This window comes from Altererythrobacter sp. MTPC7, assembly GCF_042851395.1.
Lineage (GTDB): Bacteria > Pseudomonadota > Alphaproteobacteria > Sphingomonadales > Sphingomonadaceae > CAJXSN01.
Genome location: NZ_BTGS01000007.1, coordinates 107,977 through 126,015, shown reverse-complemented (window position 1 = coordinate 126,015; position 18,039 = coordinate 107,977). Strand labels below are relative to the sequence as shown.

Annotated in this window: 8 protein-coding genes, 3 tRNA genes and 3 rRNA genes; 9 read left to right on the top strand and 5 right to left on the bottom strand. The window is 60.2% G+C overall.

The features are described from left to right. Nucleotides 1-132 precede the first annotated feature (132 nt). The 3 genes from ACGHJ7_RS08060 to ACGHJ7_RS08050 form a co-directional block, all read right to left on the bottom strand. Nucleotides 133-1,977 carry an ABCB family ABC transporter ATP-binding protein/permease gene (locus ACGHJ7_RS08060; RefSeq protein WP_390476179.1) on the bottom strand — a complete coding sequence of 615 codons (1,845 nt, stop codon included), beginning with the start codon at nt 1,975-1,977 and terminating at the stop codon, nt 133-135. A 94-nt stretch (nt 1,978-2,071) separates the two neighbouring features. After that, nucleotides 2,072-3,076, bottom strand: coding sequence for a retroviral-like aspartic protease family protein (locus ACGHJ7_RS08055; protein WP_390476177.1), 1,005 nt, complete (start codon nt 3,074-3,076; stop codon nt 2,072-2,074). Between the two features lie 67 nt (nt 3,077-3,143). After that, nucleotides 3,144-4,637: a lipopolysaccharide biosynthesis protein gene (locus ACGHJ7_RS08050; protein ID WP_390476174.1), complete on the bottom strand. Its 1,494-nt coding sequence runs from the start codon at nt 4,635-4,637 to the stop codon at nt 3,144-3,146. Between the two features lie 587 nt (nt 4,638-5,224). Here ACGHJ7_RS08050 and ACGHJ7_RS08045 point away from each other — a divergent pair. The 6 genes from ACGHJ7_RS08045 (at nt 5,225) to ACGHJ7_RS08020 (ending at nt 10,562) form a co-directional block, all read left to right on the top strand. After that, a 16S ribosomal RNA gene (locus tag ACGHJ7_RS08045) occupies nt 5,225-6,713 on the top strand. A gap of 203 nt (nt 6,714-6,916) precedes the next feature. Continuing rightward, nucleotides 6,917-6,993: transfer RNA gene (locus ACGHJ7_RS08040), tRNA-Ile, on the top strand. 27 nt (nt 6,994-7,020) lie between these two features. Next, nucleotides 7,021-7,096 (top strand) — tRNA-Ala (locus tag ACGHJ7_RS08035). Nucleotides 7,097-7,363: 267 nt separating this feature from the next. Further along, nucleotides 7,364-10,152, top strand: a 23S ribosomal RNA gene (locus ACGHJ7_RS08030). A 116-nt stretch (nt 10,153-10,268) separates the two neighbouring features. Next, a 5S ribosomal RNA gene (rrf, locus tag ACGHJ7_RS08025) occupies nt 10,269-10,383 on the top strand. Together the 16S, 23S and 5S rRNA genes with 3 tRNA genes alongside form the textbook arrangement of a ribosomal RNA operon. 102 nt (nt 10,384-10,485) lie before the next feature. Continuing rightward, a tRNA-Met gene (locus ACGHJ7_RS08020) sits at nt 10,486-10,562 on the top strand. Nucleotides 10,563-10,781: 219 nt separating this feature from the next. On the opposite strand, the gene ACGHJ7_RS08015 is transcribed toward ACGHJ7_RS08020, so the two are convergent. After that, nucleotides 10,782-12,818 carry a 3-hydroxyacyl-CoA dehydrogenase NAD-binding domain-containing protein gene (locus ACGHJ7_RS08015; RefSeq protein WP_390476172.1) on the bottom strand — a complete coding sequence of 679 codons (2,037 nt, stop codon included), beginning with the start codon at nt 12,816-12,818 and terminating at the stop codon, nt 10,782-10,784. Nucleotides 12,819-12,864: 46 nt separating this feature from the next. Further along, complete coding sequence (locus ACGHJ7_RS08010) at nt 12,865-14,109, bottom strand: serine hydrolase domain-containing protein (RefSeq protein WP_390476170.1); 1,245 nt, start codon at nt 14,107-14,109, stop codon at nt 12,865-12,867. Between the two features lie 97 nt (nt 14,110-14,206). On the opposite strand from ACGHJ7_RS08010, the gene ACGHJ7_RS08005 reads away from it, so the two are divergent. Genes ACGHJ7_RS08005 through ACGHJ7_RS07995 form a run of 3 tightly spaced genes read left to right on the top strand, consistent with a single transcriptional unit; the run spans nt 14,207 to nt 18,037 of the window. Beyond that, complete coding sequence (locus ACGHJ7_RS08005; RefSeq protein WP_390476300.1) at nt 14,207-15,949, top strand: class I adenylate-forming enzyme family protein; 1,743 nt, start codon at nt 14,207-14,209, stop codon at nt 15,947-15,949. 36 nt (nt 15,950-15,985) lie between these two features. Continuing rightward, the gene (locus ACGHJ7_RS08000; protein WP_390476168.1) at nt 15,986-17,530 is read left to right on the top strand and encodes an acetyl-CoA acetyltransferase; all 1,545 of its coding nucleotides are present in this window, start codon (nt 15,986-15,988) and stop codon (nt 17,528-17,530) included. Nucleotides 17,531-17,584: 54 nt separating this feature from the next. Then, on the top strand, nt 17,585-18,037 hold the full coding sequence (locus tag ACGHJ7_RS07995) for a MaoC family dehydratase (RefSeq protein ID WP_390476167.1): 453 nt from the start codon (nt 17,585-17,587) through the stop codon (nt 18,035-18,037). The last annotated feature ends 2 nt before the right edge of the window (nt 18,038-18,039 follow it).

The following is an 18,039-nucleotide window of genomic DNA, read 5'->3' as shown; positions in this document are numbered from 1 at the left end:
GATTTTCGTTTGGAAGCCGCCATGCCGTCAGGTGGCAGGGGCAGGATATGGTTCGCCCGCGCCCTACGCTTCGCTGCACTGCAGCACAAGGTTTCGCCAATTCGGGTCCGCCGGCGACCGCGAAGGAGAATGCTATTCCGCCGCTTCGGCGCGCGCGTCCCCGTCCGATTGCTGCCGGGCCCACATCTCTGCGTACAGGCCGTCGCGGCGCAGCAATTGCGCATGCGTCCCCCGCTCTTCGAGGCGGCCTTCGTTCAGGACCAGGATCTCGTCCGCATCGGCAATGGTGGACAGCCGGTGCGCGATCGCCAGTGCCGTCCGGTCGCGGCTGACCCGGTCGAGCGTGGCGAGGATTTCCTGCTCGGTCCGCGAATCGAGCGCACTCGTCGCTTCGTCGAACAGCAGGATGGGCGGGTCCTTCAGCAGCGTGCGGGCGATGGCCACGCGCTGCTTCTCACCGCCCGAAAGTTTCAGGCCGCGCTCACCGACCTGCGTATCCATCCCTCCGGGCAGGCGTTCGATGAATGGCAGGATCGCGGCGTCGCGGGCGGCATCGATAATCTGCTGCTCGCTCGCCGTGCCAAGATCGCTCGGGAGCCCGTAGGCGATGTTGTAGCCCAGCGTGTCGTTGAACAGCACGCTGTCCTGCGGAACGATGCCGATGGCACGGCGCAGGCTGTCCTGCCGAACCTTGGCGATATCCTGTCCGGCAACGAGGATGCGGCCCCCCTGCGGATCGTAGAAGCGGAAGAGCAACCGCCCGATAGTGGACTTGCCCGCGCCCGACGGACCCACGATCGCGGTGCGCGAACCGGCGGCGACCTCGAAGCTCAGCCCGTGAAGAATCGTGCGTTCCGGATCGTAGCCGAAGACCACGTTTTCGAACGCGATGGTCGGCGGGGAGGGGGTGAGGGCCGGCGCGCCCGGGACATCCTCGACCTCGACTTCCGTATCGATCAGGCGGAACATCTCGGCCATGTCGACGAGGCCTTGCCGGATCGTCCGATAGACCCAGCCCAGCATGTCGAGCGGACGGAACAGCTGCATCAGATACATGTTCACCGCCGTCAGGTCGCCGACCGTCAGGTTCCCGCGGCTCCAGTCCCACACCACGAAGGCCATCGCGCCTGCCATCAGGGCGTTGGTGATGAACGACTGGACGATGTTGAGCAGGCCGAGCGAGTTTTCGCTCTTCACGGCAGCCTGCTGATATTCGCGCGCGGCGCTGGCATAGCGGTCCTGCTCGCGCGATTCGGCACCGAAATACTTCACGGTTTCGTAATTCAGCAGCGAGTCGACCGCGCGGCCAAGCGCCGTGCCGTCCATCGCGTTCATCTGCGCGCGTAATTTGGTGCGCCACTCGGTGATCCAGCGGGTGATCGCGATATAGACGACGACCACGGCCGCAGTGGCAATCACCAGCTCGGCCCCGAACAGGGTGTAGAAGATGATGCCCACCGCGATCAGCTCGATGATCGTCGGTGCAATGTTGAACAGCAGGAAATAGAGCATCGAATCGATGGTCTTCGTTCCGCGTTCGATGGTCTTCGTCACCTCGCCCGTCCGGCGCGACAGGTGGAAGCGGAGCGAAAGCCGGTGCAGGCGCCGGAAGACGTCCTCTGCAAGATCGGTGGTGGCGACCTGCCCGACCCGCTCGAAAATCACGTTGCGGATATTGTCGAACCCCACCGACAGGAAGCGGGCCCCTGCATAGGCTAGGACGAATCCGGTCGCGACGAGCCAGAGCGCATCGCGCCCGGTATCGTCTGCACCCGCCATCGCATCGACCGCGTATTTCATCGCCAGCGGCGTGGCGAGCACGACGCCTTTCGCCAGCAGGACCATCACCATCGCGCCGATGATGCGGCGCTTCAGGTCGGGTCGGTCGCTCGGCCAGAGGTAGGGGAGGAAGCGACGTATGGTCGCCCAGCCGTCGGCCGGGGGGCGATCGTTAGGAAGAGCGGTATCGGGAGGCACGGGGCGCTATGTGGTGTGCAGGCGCCGCTGCGACAATGGGCCGTTCGTGCGAGACGCCGGTGCGGGTGCGGGTTCGGGTGCAGGGATGGCGTGGCTAGATGTGGTCAATTCGCGTGGCACGCGAGTTGGGCCGCACCCTCTTGCGCGGACCTGCCGCGCCCGGCAGGTCGAAGAGGACTTCCCTTGTCGCGAAGTCGATCGCCACCCGATCGAAACTCCGCAAGCTTCCCATTCCCAGGATGATCGCCGGCTTGTCGGCGAGGCCCAGCGCCGCGAAGGCCGGGCCGTCCGCGAAATTGAGCGGCACGCGCGACAGTTCGAGGTCGGCAATCCGCACCTTTCGCGCAAAGGAATAATCGCTGGTGGTGGTCACCCCGTTCACATCGGTTGCCACGCTCTGCCCGGCGGCCCTGCTCCTTATCTTTCGTTTGAGCGCGAGGTTCCCGACCGAGCTCTGGGCCCCGGTGTCGATGATGACGGCGGTACGCACGCCATCGACGCGCGCATTCGTAATGATCATTTGCCCAAGTTTGCGCCTGGCACGCACGACGATCTCGAAGGAATCGCCGGCTTCGTCTTCAAAGGCGTCGCCCACCGTCAGGGTACGACTGCGGAAGTTGATGACGACGCGCAGGTCCTGCAGCGAATCGAGACCGAGGATACCGTCGGCCCCGATATGACGTTCCTGCAGTAGCGGCGCCCTGAGATTGTCGAATTGCCGTCCGGCAAATTCCAGCCCGTCGAGGTCGACCAGCATGACCTCTGCCGTGCTGCTCATCCCGACAAGGGTTGCCGTGCCGGCCGGCGTCATGGCGAAGCGTTCCGACAGTTCGGGCGTCACGACGGTCGCCTGCGCCCCGGTGTCGATCATGAAGTCGAACGGACCCTCGCCTGCTATCGTCACCGGCACGGTCATGCGGCGATGGCGATCGCTGGTCAGCGACACGATGTCGCCTTCGATCATGCTCATCCGCTGTTCGATGGACCGGATGGTTTCGGACGTGGTCTGCGCCGCCTGTGCAGCAATCGGGGTCAGAGCGAGGGCGGCCGCTGCTGTCAGAGATGCTCGAATGCCCGTGCCTTGCAGTCGTCCCGCCATGACTCTCTCCATCAACCCCTCGCGGCCAAGAGATATCACATGCCTGTCGACCGGCAAAATATGGCCGTCAGGCCGTGGCGGCGGGGTCCAGTTCCCGGTGGAGGATGAACGTCCGGATCTCTTGCAGGGCCGGCCGCGCGATGACGAGCAGCACCCCTATATATACAGACGCACCGAGCGCGCCGACCAGCAGCAGGGTAACCGGCGGGGGCAGGGGCGGAAGCACGGGCTTCGCCCACATCACTATAAGAGCCATGGCCAACGTCGCGGCCAGGCAGGGCGCGAGGGCCCCGGCAAGCTGCCGCCAGCCAACGCCGACCTTCGGCAAGGTCAGCGCCAGCGTTACGATAAGAAGCGACGGCGCCGCGGCCCACCATGCGTGGACAAGGCCCATCGGCCCGGCCGACACGCCGAGGAGGAACAGCGCGGGATAAAGAAGCGCTCCGAATCCGTTCGTCGCCAGATAGACGGAAGGTTTGCCCATCGCATTGGTCGCCGGACTGCATATGATCTGCAGCGCCATAAGGGGCATGGCCAGCGAAAGGCCGGCAACGATCGGCGCCATCTCCGTCCACTTCGGACCGAACAGGGTATACACCGCCTCGTCCGCCGTCAGGGCGAGCCCTATATAAATAGGTGCGGTCACCAGCAGGACGGTCCGCAGCGTCGTGATGAAGAACGGGCCGAGCGGTTTGCCGGCCTTGTGCAGTTCGGCATAGGCGGGGAATGCCACTTCGTTGATCGGGGGCAGGAACCGGCCCGTCACGATCAGCGTCAGGAACAGGGCCTCGGAATAAAGGCCGAGGTCATGCAGGTCGAAAGAGCGCCCGGCGATGAAGATGTCGCTCTGGCTCTGGACGATCCAGAACAGCTGGCAGATCGTCAGCGCACCGCCGAAACTGATAAGATCGCCCGCGCCCCTCATGTCGAACACCGGCCAGACCAGCAGGCGCGCTGCCCAGGTCAGCACGATGCCGCGCGATGCGAAGCCCACGATCGGCGCCACCACCAGCGCCCATACGCCGTAATCCAGCCACGCCATGCCCAGCGCAGTTACCGCGCCGGTGATCGCGCCTGTCATGTTGGCCAGGCCCTGGCTGCGAAACTCCAGTCGGCGCGAGAGAAGGGCGGTCGGCATCGCGATGAATGGCGTGGTGAAGAAGATGAGGGCCTGCACCCGCAATATCGGGTCGACCTGCGGCTGGTTGTAATAGTCGGCCGCAACCGGAGCCATCACCAGCTGGAAGACCGCCAGCCCGGCATTGAGCATGATGAGCATGGCGAAGACCTGGCCGATCCGGCGCTCGTCCACCTTGTCAGCCTGTATAAGCGATGTCGCGAAGCTGTGACCGTTGAGGAAGTTCAGCGCGACCAGCACGACCTGGGTCATGGCGAACAGGCCATAGTCCCCGGGCTCCAGCAACCGCACCACTATAAGGGTGGAGGTCCAGGCGATGATCTGCGCGATCAGCTGGCTGCCCCATCGCCATGCGACGGCGGAACGGACTCGCGAGGCGAATCCGGTGTCTTCTGATTCTGTTTGGGGCGCGGCCTCGATCACAATGGGGCCGAACTAGGCAAAAATGATGAAGGATTTGCAGCCGATTCACCGATTCACGGGCGGATTCGCGCCGATTGTCGCGGGGCAGGCCATTCGCGGTGCTTTGGGCTGTCAGAAAAGTGCCATCTGAAACCCGCAGGAATCCGGGCTTTTTCGATTTTTTTGAAACAAAATTGCAAAACCGTGTTGACCAGAATCAAAGCCCCCCATATATGCCCTCTAACCGGACGCAACGAGGACGCTTCAACGGCCCCGCAGCAACCGGTCGCCAACATATTCGGATAGCCGGTCCCCCGGTGTAAATTGGGGGCCCAATCGCTGTCCGCCACAGTATGTTGGTCGGCTCTTTGACATTGTTAGTTTTTGATGAAGGGACATGTGGGCGACGGCGCCCGGTCCGGGGACCTCAAGGCTCCGGTAACCGGTTAACTTAAGCCGACGCCACATCCTGATCACCTCCACAGGTGGTTTGTGATGATGCATGTTCATTCGTATCCATTACGTTTGACAGTGCAGGTATCGGCTCCTTGAAGCTCATGCCAAGCAGGTTAACGGGGTTATCCCCGTGCTTGTCTGGTGTGTGACACAAACTTGAGAGTTTGATCCTGGCTCAGAACGAACGCTGGCGGCATGCCTAACACATGCAAGTCGAACGAACTCTTCGGAGTGAGTGGCGCACGGGTGCGTAACGCGTGGGAACCTGCCCTTAGGTTCGGAATAACAGTTAGAAATGACTGCTAATACCGGATAATGTCTTCGGACCAAAGATTTATCGCCTTTGGATGGGCCCGCGTTAGATTAGATAGTTGGTGGGGTAATGGCCTACCAAGTCGACGATCTATAGCTGGTCTGAGAGGATGATCAGCCACACTGGGACTGAGACACGGCCCAGACTCCTACGGGAGGCAGCAGTGGGGAATATTGGACAATGGGCGAAAGCCTGATCCAGCAATGCCGCGTGAGTGATGAAGGCCTTAGGGTTGTAAAGCTCTTTTACCAGGGATGATAATGACAGTACCTGGAGAATAAGCTCCGGCTAACTCCGTGCCAGCAGCCGCGGTAATACGGAGGGAGCTAGCGTTGTTCGGAATTACTGGGCGTAAAGAGAACGTAGGCGGCTTTTCAAGTCAGGGGTGAAATCCCGGGGCTCAACCCCGGAACTGCCCTTGAAACTGGGTGGCTAGAATCCTGGAGAGGTTAGTGGAATTCCGAGTGTAGAGGTGAAATTCGTAGATATTCGGAAGAACACCAGTGGCGAAGGCGACTGACTGGACAGGTATTGACGCTGAGGTTCGAAAGCGTGGGGAGCAAACAGGATTAGATACCCTGGTAGTCCACGCCGTAAACGATGATAACTAGCTGTCCGGGCTCATAGAGCTTGGGTGGCGCAGCTAACGCATTAAGTTATCCGCCTGGGGAGTACGGTCGCAAGATTAAAACTCAAAGGAATTGACGGGGGCCTGCACAAGCGGTGGAGCATGTGGTTTAATTCGAAGCAACGCGCAGAACCTTACCAGCCTTTGACATCCTAGGACGGTTTCTGGAGACAGATTCCTTCCCTTCGGGGACCTAGTGACAGGTGCTGCATGGCTGTCGTCAGCTCGTGTCGTGAGATGTTGGGTTAAGTCCCGCAACGAGCGCAACCCTCGTCCTTAGTTGCCATCATTTAGTTGGGCACTTTAAGGAAACTGCCGGTGATAAGCCGGAGGAAGGTGGGGATGACGTCAAGTCCTCATGGCCCTTACAGGCTGGGCTACACACGTGCTACAATGGCACCTACAGTGAGCAGCGATCCCGCGAGGGTTAGCTAATCTCCAAAAGATGTCTCAGTTCGGATTGTTCTCTGCAACTCGAGAGCATGAAGGCGGAATCGCTAGTAATCGCGGATCAGCATGCCGCGGTGAATACGTTCCCAGGCCTTGTACACACCGCCCGTCACACCATGGGAGTTGGTTTCACCCGAAGGTAGTGCGCTAACCAGTTTACTGGAGGCAGCTAACCACGGTGGGATCAGCGACTGGGGTGAAGTCGTAACAAGGTAGCCGTAGGGGAACCTGCGGCTGGATCACCTCCTTTCTAAGGATTTTTGCGAAAGCGCCGATGCTAGCCATCGGAAGTGCTTCGCAAGTTCCAAAGAACATTGCCGTCGTCCTCATGTCCTTTCATCACTGGAGATCAGCATTCGCTGCAAAGCGTTTGCTGTATTTGCCTGAGCTGGCGTTCTTGCTGCCTTCGGCCGATTTGGCGCCGCCCGGCGCTGTTCGGCCAGTTGGCGCGGAGGGCCGGTAGCTCAGTTGGTTAGAGCGCACCCCTGATAAGGGTGAGGTCGGAGGTTCAAATCCTCCTCGGCCCACCATTGCCAAGGCAGCACTCTGTATCTAAAGGGGCCTTAGCTCAGCTGGGAGAGCACCTGCTTTGCAAGCAGGGGGTCATCGGTTCGATCCCGATAGGCTCCACCAGATATTCGACAGTATCTCCAGGATGAAAAGAAAGCGGATCCCGCATCTGGCGGGTAGGCGATTTCGATCGCCGTCTTTGACATTGTGAATGGGTTTTTTAATCGATGCCGTAATGCACGGAAATCGGTTCTGCTGGTCTTAGGACCATAGGGACTGAAATCTGCTGCATTGCATTATCAGATGTAATAATCTGGCTGAGATTATCCTCCGCGCCATCTTCAAGCGCGCAGACTTTTATGCAGGTCTGTCGTTGATGGTGTGGATTCTCAAGCGTGAGGTAAGAGCATTTGGTGGATGCCTTGGCATGCACAGGCGATGAAGGACGTGGCACGCTGCGATAAGCGTCGGGGAGTTGTGAGCAAACTTTGATCCGGCGATTTCCGAATGGGGAAACCCACCTTCACCATTTCTTTCCGGTTACCTTCTGGTGATCTGAGAGAGGTGGACAAGGTATCACCGAGCTGAATACATAGGCTTGGTGAAGCGAACCCGGGGAACTGAAACATCTCAGTACCCGGAGGAAAAGACATCAACCGAGATTCCCGTAGTAGTGGCGAGCGAACCGGGACCAGGCCAGTGCCTTTTCATGAACTAACAGAACACTCTGGAAAGTGTGGCCATAGCGGGTGACAGCCCCGTATGTAAAAGTGATTGAAAAGGACTTGAGTAGGGCGGAACACGTGAAATTCTGTCTGAACATGGGGGGACCACCCTCCAAGCCTAAATACTCGTGCATGACCGATAGCGAACACAGTACCGTGAGGGAAAGGTGAAAAGCACCCCGATTAGGGGAGTGAAACAGTACCTGAAACCGAATGCTTACAAGCAGTTGGAGCTCCATAGGGAGTGACAGCGTACCTCTTGCATAATGGGTCAGTGACTTAATCTAGCATGCAAGCTTAAGCCGTTAGGTGTAGGCGTAGCGAAAGCGAGTCTGAATAGGGCGAATGAGTATGTTGGATTAGACCCGAACCCCGGCGATCTAGGCATGGCCAGGTTGAAGGTGCAGTAACATGCACTGGAGGACCGAACCGTTGAATGTTGAAAAATTCTCGGATGAGCTGTGTTTAGGGGTGAAAGGCCAATCAAGCCGGGAAATAGCTGGTTCTCCGCGAAATCTATTGAGGTAGAGCGTCAGATGTATGCCGATGGGGGTAGAGCACTGGATGGGCTAGGGCTGCGCGAGCGGTACCAAACCTAACCAAACTCCGAATACCATCGAGTCTTGTCTGGCAGACAGACGGCGGGTGCTAAGGTCCGTCGTCAAAAGGGAAACAGCCCTAACCTACAGCTAAGGTCCCCAAGTCATATCTAAGTGGGAAAGCATGTGGGAATCCCAAAACAACCAGGAGGTTGGCTTAGAAGCAGCCATCCTTTAAAGAAAGCGTAACAGCTCACTGGTCTAAATAAGGGTTCCTGCGGCGAAGATGTAACGGGGCTAAAGATATGCACCGAAGCTTAGGGTTGCAGTTTACTGCAGCGGTAGCGGAGCGTTCCGTAAGTTGATGAAGCCGAAGGGTAACCGACGGTGGAGATATCGGAAGTGCGAATGCTGACATGAGTAGCGATAAAAAGGGTGAGATGCCCTTTCGCCGAAAGACCAAGGGTTCCTGCGCAACGCTAATCGGCGCAGGGTAAGCCGGCCCCTAAGACGAGCCCGAAGGGGGTAGTCGATGGGAACCACGTTAATATTCGTGGGCCTGAAGATGTGTGACGGTTTGTGGATGTAGTTCGTTCTTATTGGATTGAACGGGCTGCCAAGCAGATCCAGGAAATAGCCTCTTCATATAGACCGTACCCGAAACCGACACAGGTGGTCAGGTAGAGTATACCAAGGCGCTTGAGAGAAGTATCCTGAAGGAACTCGGCAAATTGCCTCCGTACCTTCGGAAGAAGGAGGCCCTGAATCGAGGCAACTCTTTTCAGGGGGCACAGGCCAGGGGGTAGCGACTGTTTATCAAAAACACAGGACTCTGCTAAGTCGGCTTCAAGACGACGTATAGGGTCTGACGCCTGCCCGGTGCTTGAAGGTTAAGAGGAGGAGTGCAAGCTCCGAATTGAAGCCCAAGTAAACGGCGGCCGTAACTATAACGGTCCTAAGGTAGCGAAATTCCTTGTCGGGTAAGTTCCGACCTGCACGAATGGCGTAACGACTTCCCCACTGTCTCCAGGATATGCTCAGCGAAATTGAATTCTCCGTGAAGATGCGGAGTACCCGCGGTTAGACGGAAAGACCCCGTGCACCTTTACTGCAGCTTTAGAGTGGCATTAGGAAAGAATTGTGTAGAATAGGTGGGAGGCTTTGAAACTTGGGCGCCAGTCCGAGTGGAGCCAACCTGTGAAATACCACCCTGTTGTTTTCTGATGTCTAACCTAGGTCCGTTATCCGGATCAGGGACCCTCTATGGCGGGTAGTTTGACTGGGGCGGTCGCCTCCTAAAGAGTAACGGAGGCGCGCGATGGTAGGCTCAGGACGGTTGGAAACCGTCTGCGAGAGTGCAATGGCATAAGCCTGCCTGACTGCGAGACCGACAGGTCGAGCAGAGACGAAAGTCGGTCATAGTGATCCGGTGGTCCCTCGTGGAAGGGCCATCGCTCAACGGATAAAAGGTACGCCGGGGATAACAGGCTGATGATTCCCAAGAGCTCATATCGACGGAATCGTTTGGCACCTCGATGTCGGCTCATCACATCCTGGGGCTGGAGCAGGTCCCAAGGGTTTGGCTGTTCGCCAATTAAAGTGGTACGTGAGCTGGGTTCAGAACGTCGCGAGACAGTTTGGTCCCTATCTGCCGTGGGCGTCGATACTTGAAAGGAGTTGCCCCTAGTACGAGAGGACCGGGGTGAACGTACCTCTGGTGTACCAGTCATGCCGCCAGGCGTGCCGCTGGGTAGCTATGTACGGACGGGATAACCGCTGAAAGCATCTAAGCGGGAAGCCTCCCTTAAGATAAGGTATCTTCGAACCGTCGTAGACCACGACGTTGATAGGCTGGGTGTGGAAGCGTAGTAATACGTGGAGCTAACCAGTCCTAATAGTTCTGATCGCGCTTGAGAGTCTGCACTGTCAATGACAGCCCTGCTGTTGTTGAGGAGGATCCTCACAGCCAGATCGCCCACTGATTACCCTCGAAAGAGGTGCATCGATTAAACCCGCACGCAAGCTTCATTGCTTGGTGGTCAAAGCGTCTGTGACCCACCCGATCCCATCTCGAACTCGGCCGTGAAACCAGACAGCGCCGATGGTACTAGTGCTCAAGCACTGGAAGAGTAGGTCGCCGCCAGGCATTGTAGCTTGCGGGCGTGGTTGCAAAACCCATTCACAAGTCAAAGGGCTGACCCCACAAGGGCAGCCCTTTTGGCGTCTCTGCACGCTGATAAACCGGTGACGCGGGGTGGAGCAGTCCGGTAGCTCGTCAGGCTCATAACCTGAAGGTCGTTGGTTCAAATCCAACCCCCGCAACCACCGTTGTCTCGTTTGGCAGCATCTAGGTAGCCTCACTGTTCGCAGTGGGGCTTTTTTCGTTTGACCGGCGAGGCTTTAATCGCAGAACTGTTCGTCAGTTGAGCTTTGTCCCACTCCCTTTGATTAGCGCCAGCTCGCAGGGGAGACGCCTGAGACGAAGGCGCGGAAAGGCTAAGCCGGGTCGGACATCGGTCCAACCCGGCCTATCGCCTTCGAGTATCAGTTGAAGCTTCCGCCCTCTTCTGCCTTCGCTCGCAGGTAGTCGCTTACGGGCAGATGGTGCTTCTCGAGCCCGGCGACGACCGTGTTGAGACCAATCTTGTCTGCCCAGAACATCGGCCCCCCTGTGGTCAGCGGCCAGCCGTAACCGTTGATCCACACGACATCGATGTCGCTTGCTCGCTGCGCCATGCCTTCGTCCAGGATCAGCGCCCCTTCGTTGACCATCGGATAAAGCAGGCGCTCGCGAATTTCATCGGCCGATATTTCGCGTTGGGTGTGGCCGGCTTTTGCGGCGAAATCCTTGATGATCGCCTGTACCTCTTCGGAAGGGCTGCGATTGCGCGCTTCGTCGTAGTCGTAGAAGCCTCTTCCGTTTTTCTGTCCGAAGCGTTCTGCGGCGCACAGCGCTTCGCGCAGGGTCGTGACCTTGGTCGGGTCGCGGTGCCAACCGATGTCTATGCCCGCCAGATCGGCCATCTGGAACGGTCCCATGGGAAAGCCGAATTCGAGCAGGACATCATCGACATCCCAGTAATTCGCACCTTCGAGGATGAGGGCATTGGCCTGTTCCTGCCGCGGACTGAGCATTCGGTTGCCGATGAAGCCATGGCACACGCCTGACACGACGGCCACTTTCCCGATCGTCTTGGACAGTTTCATGGCGGTGAGCAGGACGTCGTCGCGCGTTTCTGCACCGCGCACAATTTCCAGCAGCTTCATGATGTTGGCCGGCGAGAAGAAATGAAGGCCCAGCACATATCCGGGGCGCTTCGTCGCCTGTGCAATCTGATCCACATCGAGGTAGCTGGTGTTCGACGCAAGGATCGCGCCTGGCTTCATCACGTCGTCAAGCTTGCCGAAGACGTCTTTCTTGACGTCCATGCTCTCGTAGACGGCTTCGATCACCAGGTCGCATTCGCTGAGATCGGAATAGTCGAGCGTCGTCGAAAGCCGGCCCATGGCCTCTTCGACCTCTTCCGGCTTCATCCGTCCGCGGGCCGCCGTGCGTTCGTAATTCTTGCGAATGACGCCTGTTCCCCGGTCCAGCGCGTCCTGCTTCATCTCGAGCATCGTGACCGGGATGCCGGCGGAAAGGAAGTTCATCGCAATGCCGCCGCCCATGGTACCTGCGCCGATGATGCCGACTTTTGCGATTTCGATAGGGCGGGTGGAGGGATCGATGTCGTCGATCTTGTTGGCTGCGCGTTCGGCAAAGAAATAGTGGCGCATTGCCGCACTTTGCGTGCCGACCATCAGTTCGCTGAACAGTTCCCGTTCGTTCCGGACCGCGGCGGCATAGTCCATCTCGGTAGCCGCCTTCACAGCCTGGATGGCCGCCTCCGGAGCATGGACGCCGCGAATTTTCCGGGCATGCTTGGCCCGAAACTCGTCGAAAAGGGAGGGGTTCTTGATCCCGTCCTCATGCGCGGTCCCTTCCGAACTGCGCTGCACGGGGCTGCCAATGCGCGAGCGGGCGAAGGCAATCGCGTCCGCTTCGAGGCTGTCTTCGTTTACGATCTTGTCGAGCAGGCCGATATCCAGTGCCTTGCCGGCCGGAATCGGATTTCCCTGGACGACCATGGGGAGGGCGTTCTCCACGCCGACCACGCGGGGCAGGCGCTGTGTGCCGGCGGCCCCGGGTATCAGGCCGAGTTTCACCTCGGGCAAACCGAGCTTCGCGCTGGGCACCGCCACGCGGTAGTGACAGGCGAGCGCGACCTCGCAGCCGCCGCCAAGGGCCGTGCCATGGATCGCCGCGATTACAGGCTTGTCGCTGGCCTCCATCGCATTGAGCGTTTCGGGCAGGTTCGGGCCGACGGGCGGCTTGCCGAATTCGGTGATATCGGCGCCGGCGAAGAAAGTCCGGCCGTCGCAGCGGATGACAACCGCCTTCACGCTGTCGTCCGACAGGGCTTCCTCGATGCCCTGTTTCAGGCCTTCGCGAACCTTCTGGCCCAGCGCGTTCACCGGCGGATTGTACGATATGATGACCAAGACGTCGTCGTGTCGCACTGTGCGGATCGGTGAAGTCATTTGTCTCTCCTTGTGTTTCGTTATCGAAAAGGTGCTGGGTCAGGCGTCAGGCGCGGCTTTCCGTCAGCGCGGAATAGATCAGCGTCTTCAGCTGGCGGCGAATGGGATAGATGCTGGAGGGGTAGACCTGCGTCATGAAGACCATGGTGATCCCCTCCAGCGGATCGACGAAGAAGGCGGTCGAATAGGCACCGCCCCAGTAGAATTCGCCGGGGCTGGAAGGCATCAGGGTCCTGGCCGGGTCGATGACCATGGCGAAACCCAGACCGAAACCGGTGCCGGCATTGTTCGCCTCGGAAAACAGGCTGCTCGACATTTCGGTCAGGTCGGCGCCGCCGGGCAGGTGATTGGTGCGCATCAGGCGAACGGTCTTTGGGCTCAGGATCCGGGCCTCTCCCAACGTCCCTTCGTTCAGAAGCATGGCGGCGAAGCGGTGATAATCGGCGATCGTTCCGCATAATCCGCCGCCGCCGCTGTCGAATTTTCCGTCCTGTGTCAGGCTGCTCTGCCTGCCGCCGTCTATCATTCGCGGTGCCTTGCCGGGGATGTACTGGTAGGCGTCGACGAGCCGCTCCGCCTGATCCGGTGCAACTCCGAATGCCGTATCGGTCATGCCCAGCGGTTCGAAGATATGCTGCCGGAAATACTCCCCCAGCCGCATGCCCGACAGGCGTTCGACCGCGATGCCCAGAACATCGGTCGCTACCGAATAATTCCAGCCATGGCCCGGTGCGAATTCAAGCGGGAGCGTGGACAGTATCTCGACATATTCGTCGGAATCGTGCCGGTTTCTCGCGAAATCCAGATTATGGTCGCGGTAGACGGCGTCGATATTCGTCCGGTTCTGCAAGCCGTAGGTCAGGCCCGACATATGGGTGAGCAGGTCGACGAACCGCATGGGCTTGGCCCGCTCGCCCGGCGTGAAGGGCACGGACCCGCCGCCACCTGCGTAGACGCGCAGGTCGGCGAGTTCGGGGATTACCTTGGCGACCGGATCTTCCAGGGCGATCCGGCATTGCTCGACCAATTGCATGAAAGCGACGGAGGTCACCGGTTTCGTCATGGACGCGATCCGGAAGATCGCATCGTCCCGCAATCCCTCGCGATCTTCGCCCATTGTCCCTTGCGCGTCATAGAACACGGGCCTGCCATCGCGTGCGACAATCAGCTGTGTCATGGGCAGGCGGCCGTTTTCGACATACCCGGATTTCAGGAACTGCGGGATGCGCTCCAATCGTGAGGCATCAAAGCCCAGTTCCGCCGCATCGGCACATTCGAAGGGTATCGGCATAAACTCTCCCCGGTTGGCGCTTGAGCGCGCTTTGATTCCGACCTAGCATCGGTTGCACAATAAAACATACCCGATCGGGAGAGACGAGTTGAGTGAGATCGCATCGACGGTAGCAGCCGGCGCGCAGTGGACGGCGCCTGCGGGTTGGCCGGCCAGTTCCATGCCAGAGATAGAAGCGGCTCTCTGCGCCCCGGGCGCGACGTTCGAGATGGAGACACACGACATTCGCGGCGTGCCGACCCGCACGTGGAAAAACGCGCCCCCGTCGCTGCGCGCCCTGGCCGATCATGCACGCGGTCATGGCGAGCGCCTGATGACCATCTACGAGGACGAGCGTGTCCCGTACGAAGCGTGGTACCGCGCGGTCGCTGCGCTAGCAGGGGAATTGCAGTCCTGCGGTGTCGAGAAGGGCGACCGCGTGGCGCTGGCGATGCGCAACCTGCCGGAATGGCCCGTGGCGTTCTTTGCCGCGACCTCGATCGGCGCGATCTGCGTTCCGCTGAACGCATGGTGGACAGGGCAGGAGCTGGCCTACGGCCTGTCGGACTCCGGCGCCCGCCTCCTGATTTGCGATGCCGAGCGATGGGAACGCATCGCGCCCGAACGCAGCGAATGTCCGGACTTGGAGCGCGTACTGGTATCCCGGGCCGGGACCCTGGACGGCGATGCGCGGGCGCTTGAAAGCATAATCGGGACGCCGCACGAATGGGGCGACCTGCCCGACACATCCATACCCGACGTCGCAATCGCGCCAGACGATCCCGCAACGATTTTCTACACCAGCGGAACGACCGGCCAGCCGAAGGGGGCCCTGGGAAGTCATCGCAACCTGACCACCAACATCCTCTCCAGCGCATATGCAGCAGCGCGCGGATTGTTGCGCCGGGGTGAAGCCATTCCGGCTCCCGCGCCCAAGGTCGGGTTGACGGTCATACCCCTGTTCCACGTCACTGCCTGTTCCGCCGGCCTGATGGGGCAGGTCTTTTCGGGGCATACCTTCATCTACATGCACCGCTGGGATGCAGTGGAGGCATTCGGCATCATCGAACGCGAGAAGGTCAACATTACCGGCGGCGTTCCGACCATCGCCTGGCAGATGATCGAGCATCCGGAGCGGGACAATTTCGACCTCTCGAGCCTCGAGGCGATTGCCTATGGGGGTGCGCCGGCAGCGCCGGAACTGGTCCGGAAGATTCATGAAACCTTCGGATGCATGCCCGGCAATGGCTGGGGCATGACGGAGACCATGGCGACGGTCACCAGCCATTCGGCGGAGGACTATCTGCATCGCCCGCAAAGCGCCGGTCCGCCGGTCCCGGTCAGCGACATCAAGGTTGTCGACGAGCAGGGCAACGCGCTCCCCCCCGGTGAAATCGGCACGCTCCATGCGCGCGGTCCGCAGGTCGTGATGGGATATTGGGGGCGGCCCGATGCGACGGCGGAAACTTTCCGCGATGGCTGGGTCGACACCGGCGATCTTGCCCGCATCGACGAAGAAGGCTTCTGCTACATCGTCGACCGGGCGAAGGACATGGTGATCCGCGGAGGAGAGAACATCTATTCCTCCGAAGTGGAGAACGTCCTCTACGATCATCCCGCAGTCACCGATGCCGCCGTTCTGGGCCGGCCGCACCGCACGTTGGGCGAGGAACCGGTGGCGATGGTACACCTGGCGCCCGGTAAAGATGCGGACGAGGCCGAGCTCATGGCATGGGTCGCGGCCCGTCTCGCGAAATTCAAGGTGCCTGTCCGCATCCTGTTTGCGGAAGAAATGTTGCCACGAAACGCCAATGGCAAGATCCTGAAGAAGGACCTCAAAGCCATGTTCGAAGAGGCCTGACAGACCCGTTCCCGCAACGCAGGATACCAAGCGCACATGACCGACGAACTCGACCCGCGCACCCCGGTTTTCATCGGGGTGGGACAGGCTTCGGAAAGGCTGGACGATTCCGGCTATGCGGCCCTTTCGCCGATGGACCTCGGCGGGAAGGCACTGGGCGCCGCGATTGCCGATGCGCAGGCGAGAGGCGATGTCGCGGGTGCAATCGATGTGCTTGCAGCTATAAGGCAATTCGAGATTTCGACCCCTGCAGCGGTGGCTCCATTCGGACGGGCCGACAATCCGCCGCGCGCGATTGCAAGGCGCGTCGGCGCAAATCCTGCGCGCGCAATTCTCGAATATGTCGGCGGGCAGGGGCCGCAGAAACTGGTCGGCGAGCTTGCCCAGGAAATAGCCGACGGGCGGGCGGACATGGCCGCTATCGTCGGGGCGGAGGCCATTTCCACCACGCTTTCGCTGGCAGCGAAGGGCGAAAAGCCCGACTGGCGCGAGGAGATCGGCGGCCAGTTGGAGGATCGCGGCTTCGGAATGAAGGGCCTGCTCGACCAGACGCTGGTCGCACACGGGGTGCGCGGCGCGATCCCGGTCTATGCGCTGATGGAAAACGCGCGGCGCAGCGTTCTGGGTCGCTGGCTCGAAGAGCATCGGGGCCACATGGCCGAGCTGTTCGCGCCGTTCACGAAAGTCGCGGCTGGCAATCCACATGCAGCGTCGCCGCAGGAGAAATCGGCGGACGCCATCGCGACACCGACGCAGCGCAACCGCATCGTGGCCGAACCCTATACGAAGGACATGATCGCGCGCGACCAGGTGAACCAGGCTGCGGCCATCGTGATCGCCTCTGCCGGGAAGGCTCGTGAGCTGGGCATTCCGCCCGGCCGCTGGGTGCATATCCACGCCGCGACCGACGCGAAGGAAGCGAGCGTACTGCACCGCGCCGATCTCCACCTTGCGCAAAGCGCGGTCGATTGCGCCAATGCTGCACTGGAAATCGCCGGAATAGCCCAAGGAGAAGTCGATCATTTCGACATCTACAGCTGTTTCCCGATTCCCGTATCCAACCTGATCGAGGCGATGGGGATAGCGCCGGACGATCCGCGAGGGCTCACCCTGACAGGAGGGCTGCCTTATTTCGGCGGCGCGGGTAACAACTACTCGGCCCATGCTATCGCCGAAGCGGTTGCTCGGTGCCGAAACCAGCCGGGCAGCACCGCGATGGTCGTCGCCAATGGCGGCTTCATGAGCAAATATGCCTGCGGCATCTATTCCACCGAAGCCGCGGACTGGTCACGCGAGAGGGTGCGAACCTGCCCCGACCAGCCGGATGGCGTGGAGAGCCTCGACAGCTATTCCGGCCCGGCAACCATCGAAACCTATACGATTCAGCACGGCCGCGAAGGTGCATCGGGCACCATCGTCGCGCGCATCCCGGGCGGGCAGAGGGTCGCTGCCGTCCCTGCGGATGCCGACGCGCTGTCCCTGCTGGAGGGCGGCGAGCCGTTCGGGCTGTCGGTGACTATTGCCATGGCCGACGGGAAGAATGTCTTCCGGCACGCGGGGCCCCAAGCGCCGCAGGGTTGACCACGCCGGGTGCAGCGACGACTAGCCGGACCGGAAAGAATTGGAGAGTTGGTAATGGCAGGCCGGTATTTCGACGAATGGAGTGTGGGCGACAGGATCGAGCACGAGATCCGGCGCACGGTCACCGAGACCGACAATCTGCTCTTCACCACCATGACGCACAATGCGCAGCCGTTGCACCTCGATCTGGAGGCGGCGAAGGCGAGCGAGTTCGGGCAGATCCTGGTCAACGGAACCTTCACCTTCTCCCTCATGGTCGGTGTCAGCGTGGGCGATACGACCCTGGGAACGCTGGTGGCCAATCTGGGATACGACAAGCTGGTCCATCCCAAACCCACCTTCATCGGCGATACCCTGCGTGCCACCAGCGAGGTGACCGACCTTCGGGAAAGCAAGTCCCGGCCCGGAGCCGGCATCGTCACATTCCGCCACGAATGCCTGAACCAGCGTGACGAAATCGTGTGCAGCTGCCTGCGAATGGCGCTCCTCAAGAAGAAGGGAGCCTGAGC

Excerpts from the sequence above, each read along its gene's own strand:
- ACGHJ7_RS08000 (WP_390476168.1), top strand. The coding sequence starts at position 15,986 with ATGACCGACGAACTCGACCCGCGCACCCCGGTTTTCATCGGGGTGGGA.
- ACGHJ7_RS07995 (WP_390476167.1), top strand. The coding sequence starts at position 17,585 with ATGGCAGGCCGGTATTTCGACGAATGGAGTGTGGGCGACAGGATCGAG.
- ACGHJ7_RS08055 (WP_390476177.1), bottom strand. The coding sequence starts at position 3,076 with ATGGCGGGACGACTGCAAGGCACGGGCATTCGAGCATCTCTGACAGCA.
- ACGHJ7_RS08010 (WP_390476170.1), bottom strand. The coding sequence starts at position 14,109 with ATGCCGATACCCTTCGAATGTGCCGATGCGGCGGAACTGGGCTTTGAT.
- ACGHJ7_RS08015 (WP_390476172.1), bottom strand. The coding sequence starts at position 12,818 with ATGACTTCACCGATCCGCACAGTGCGACACGACGACGTCTTGGTCATC.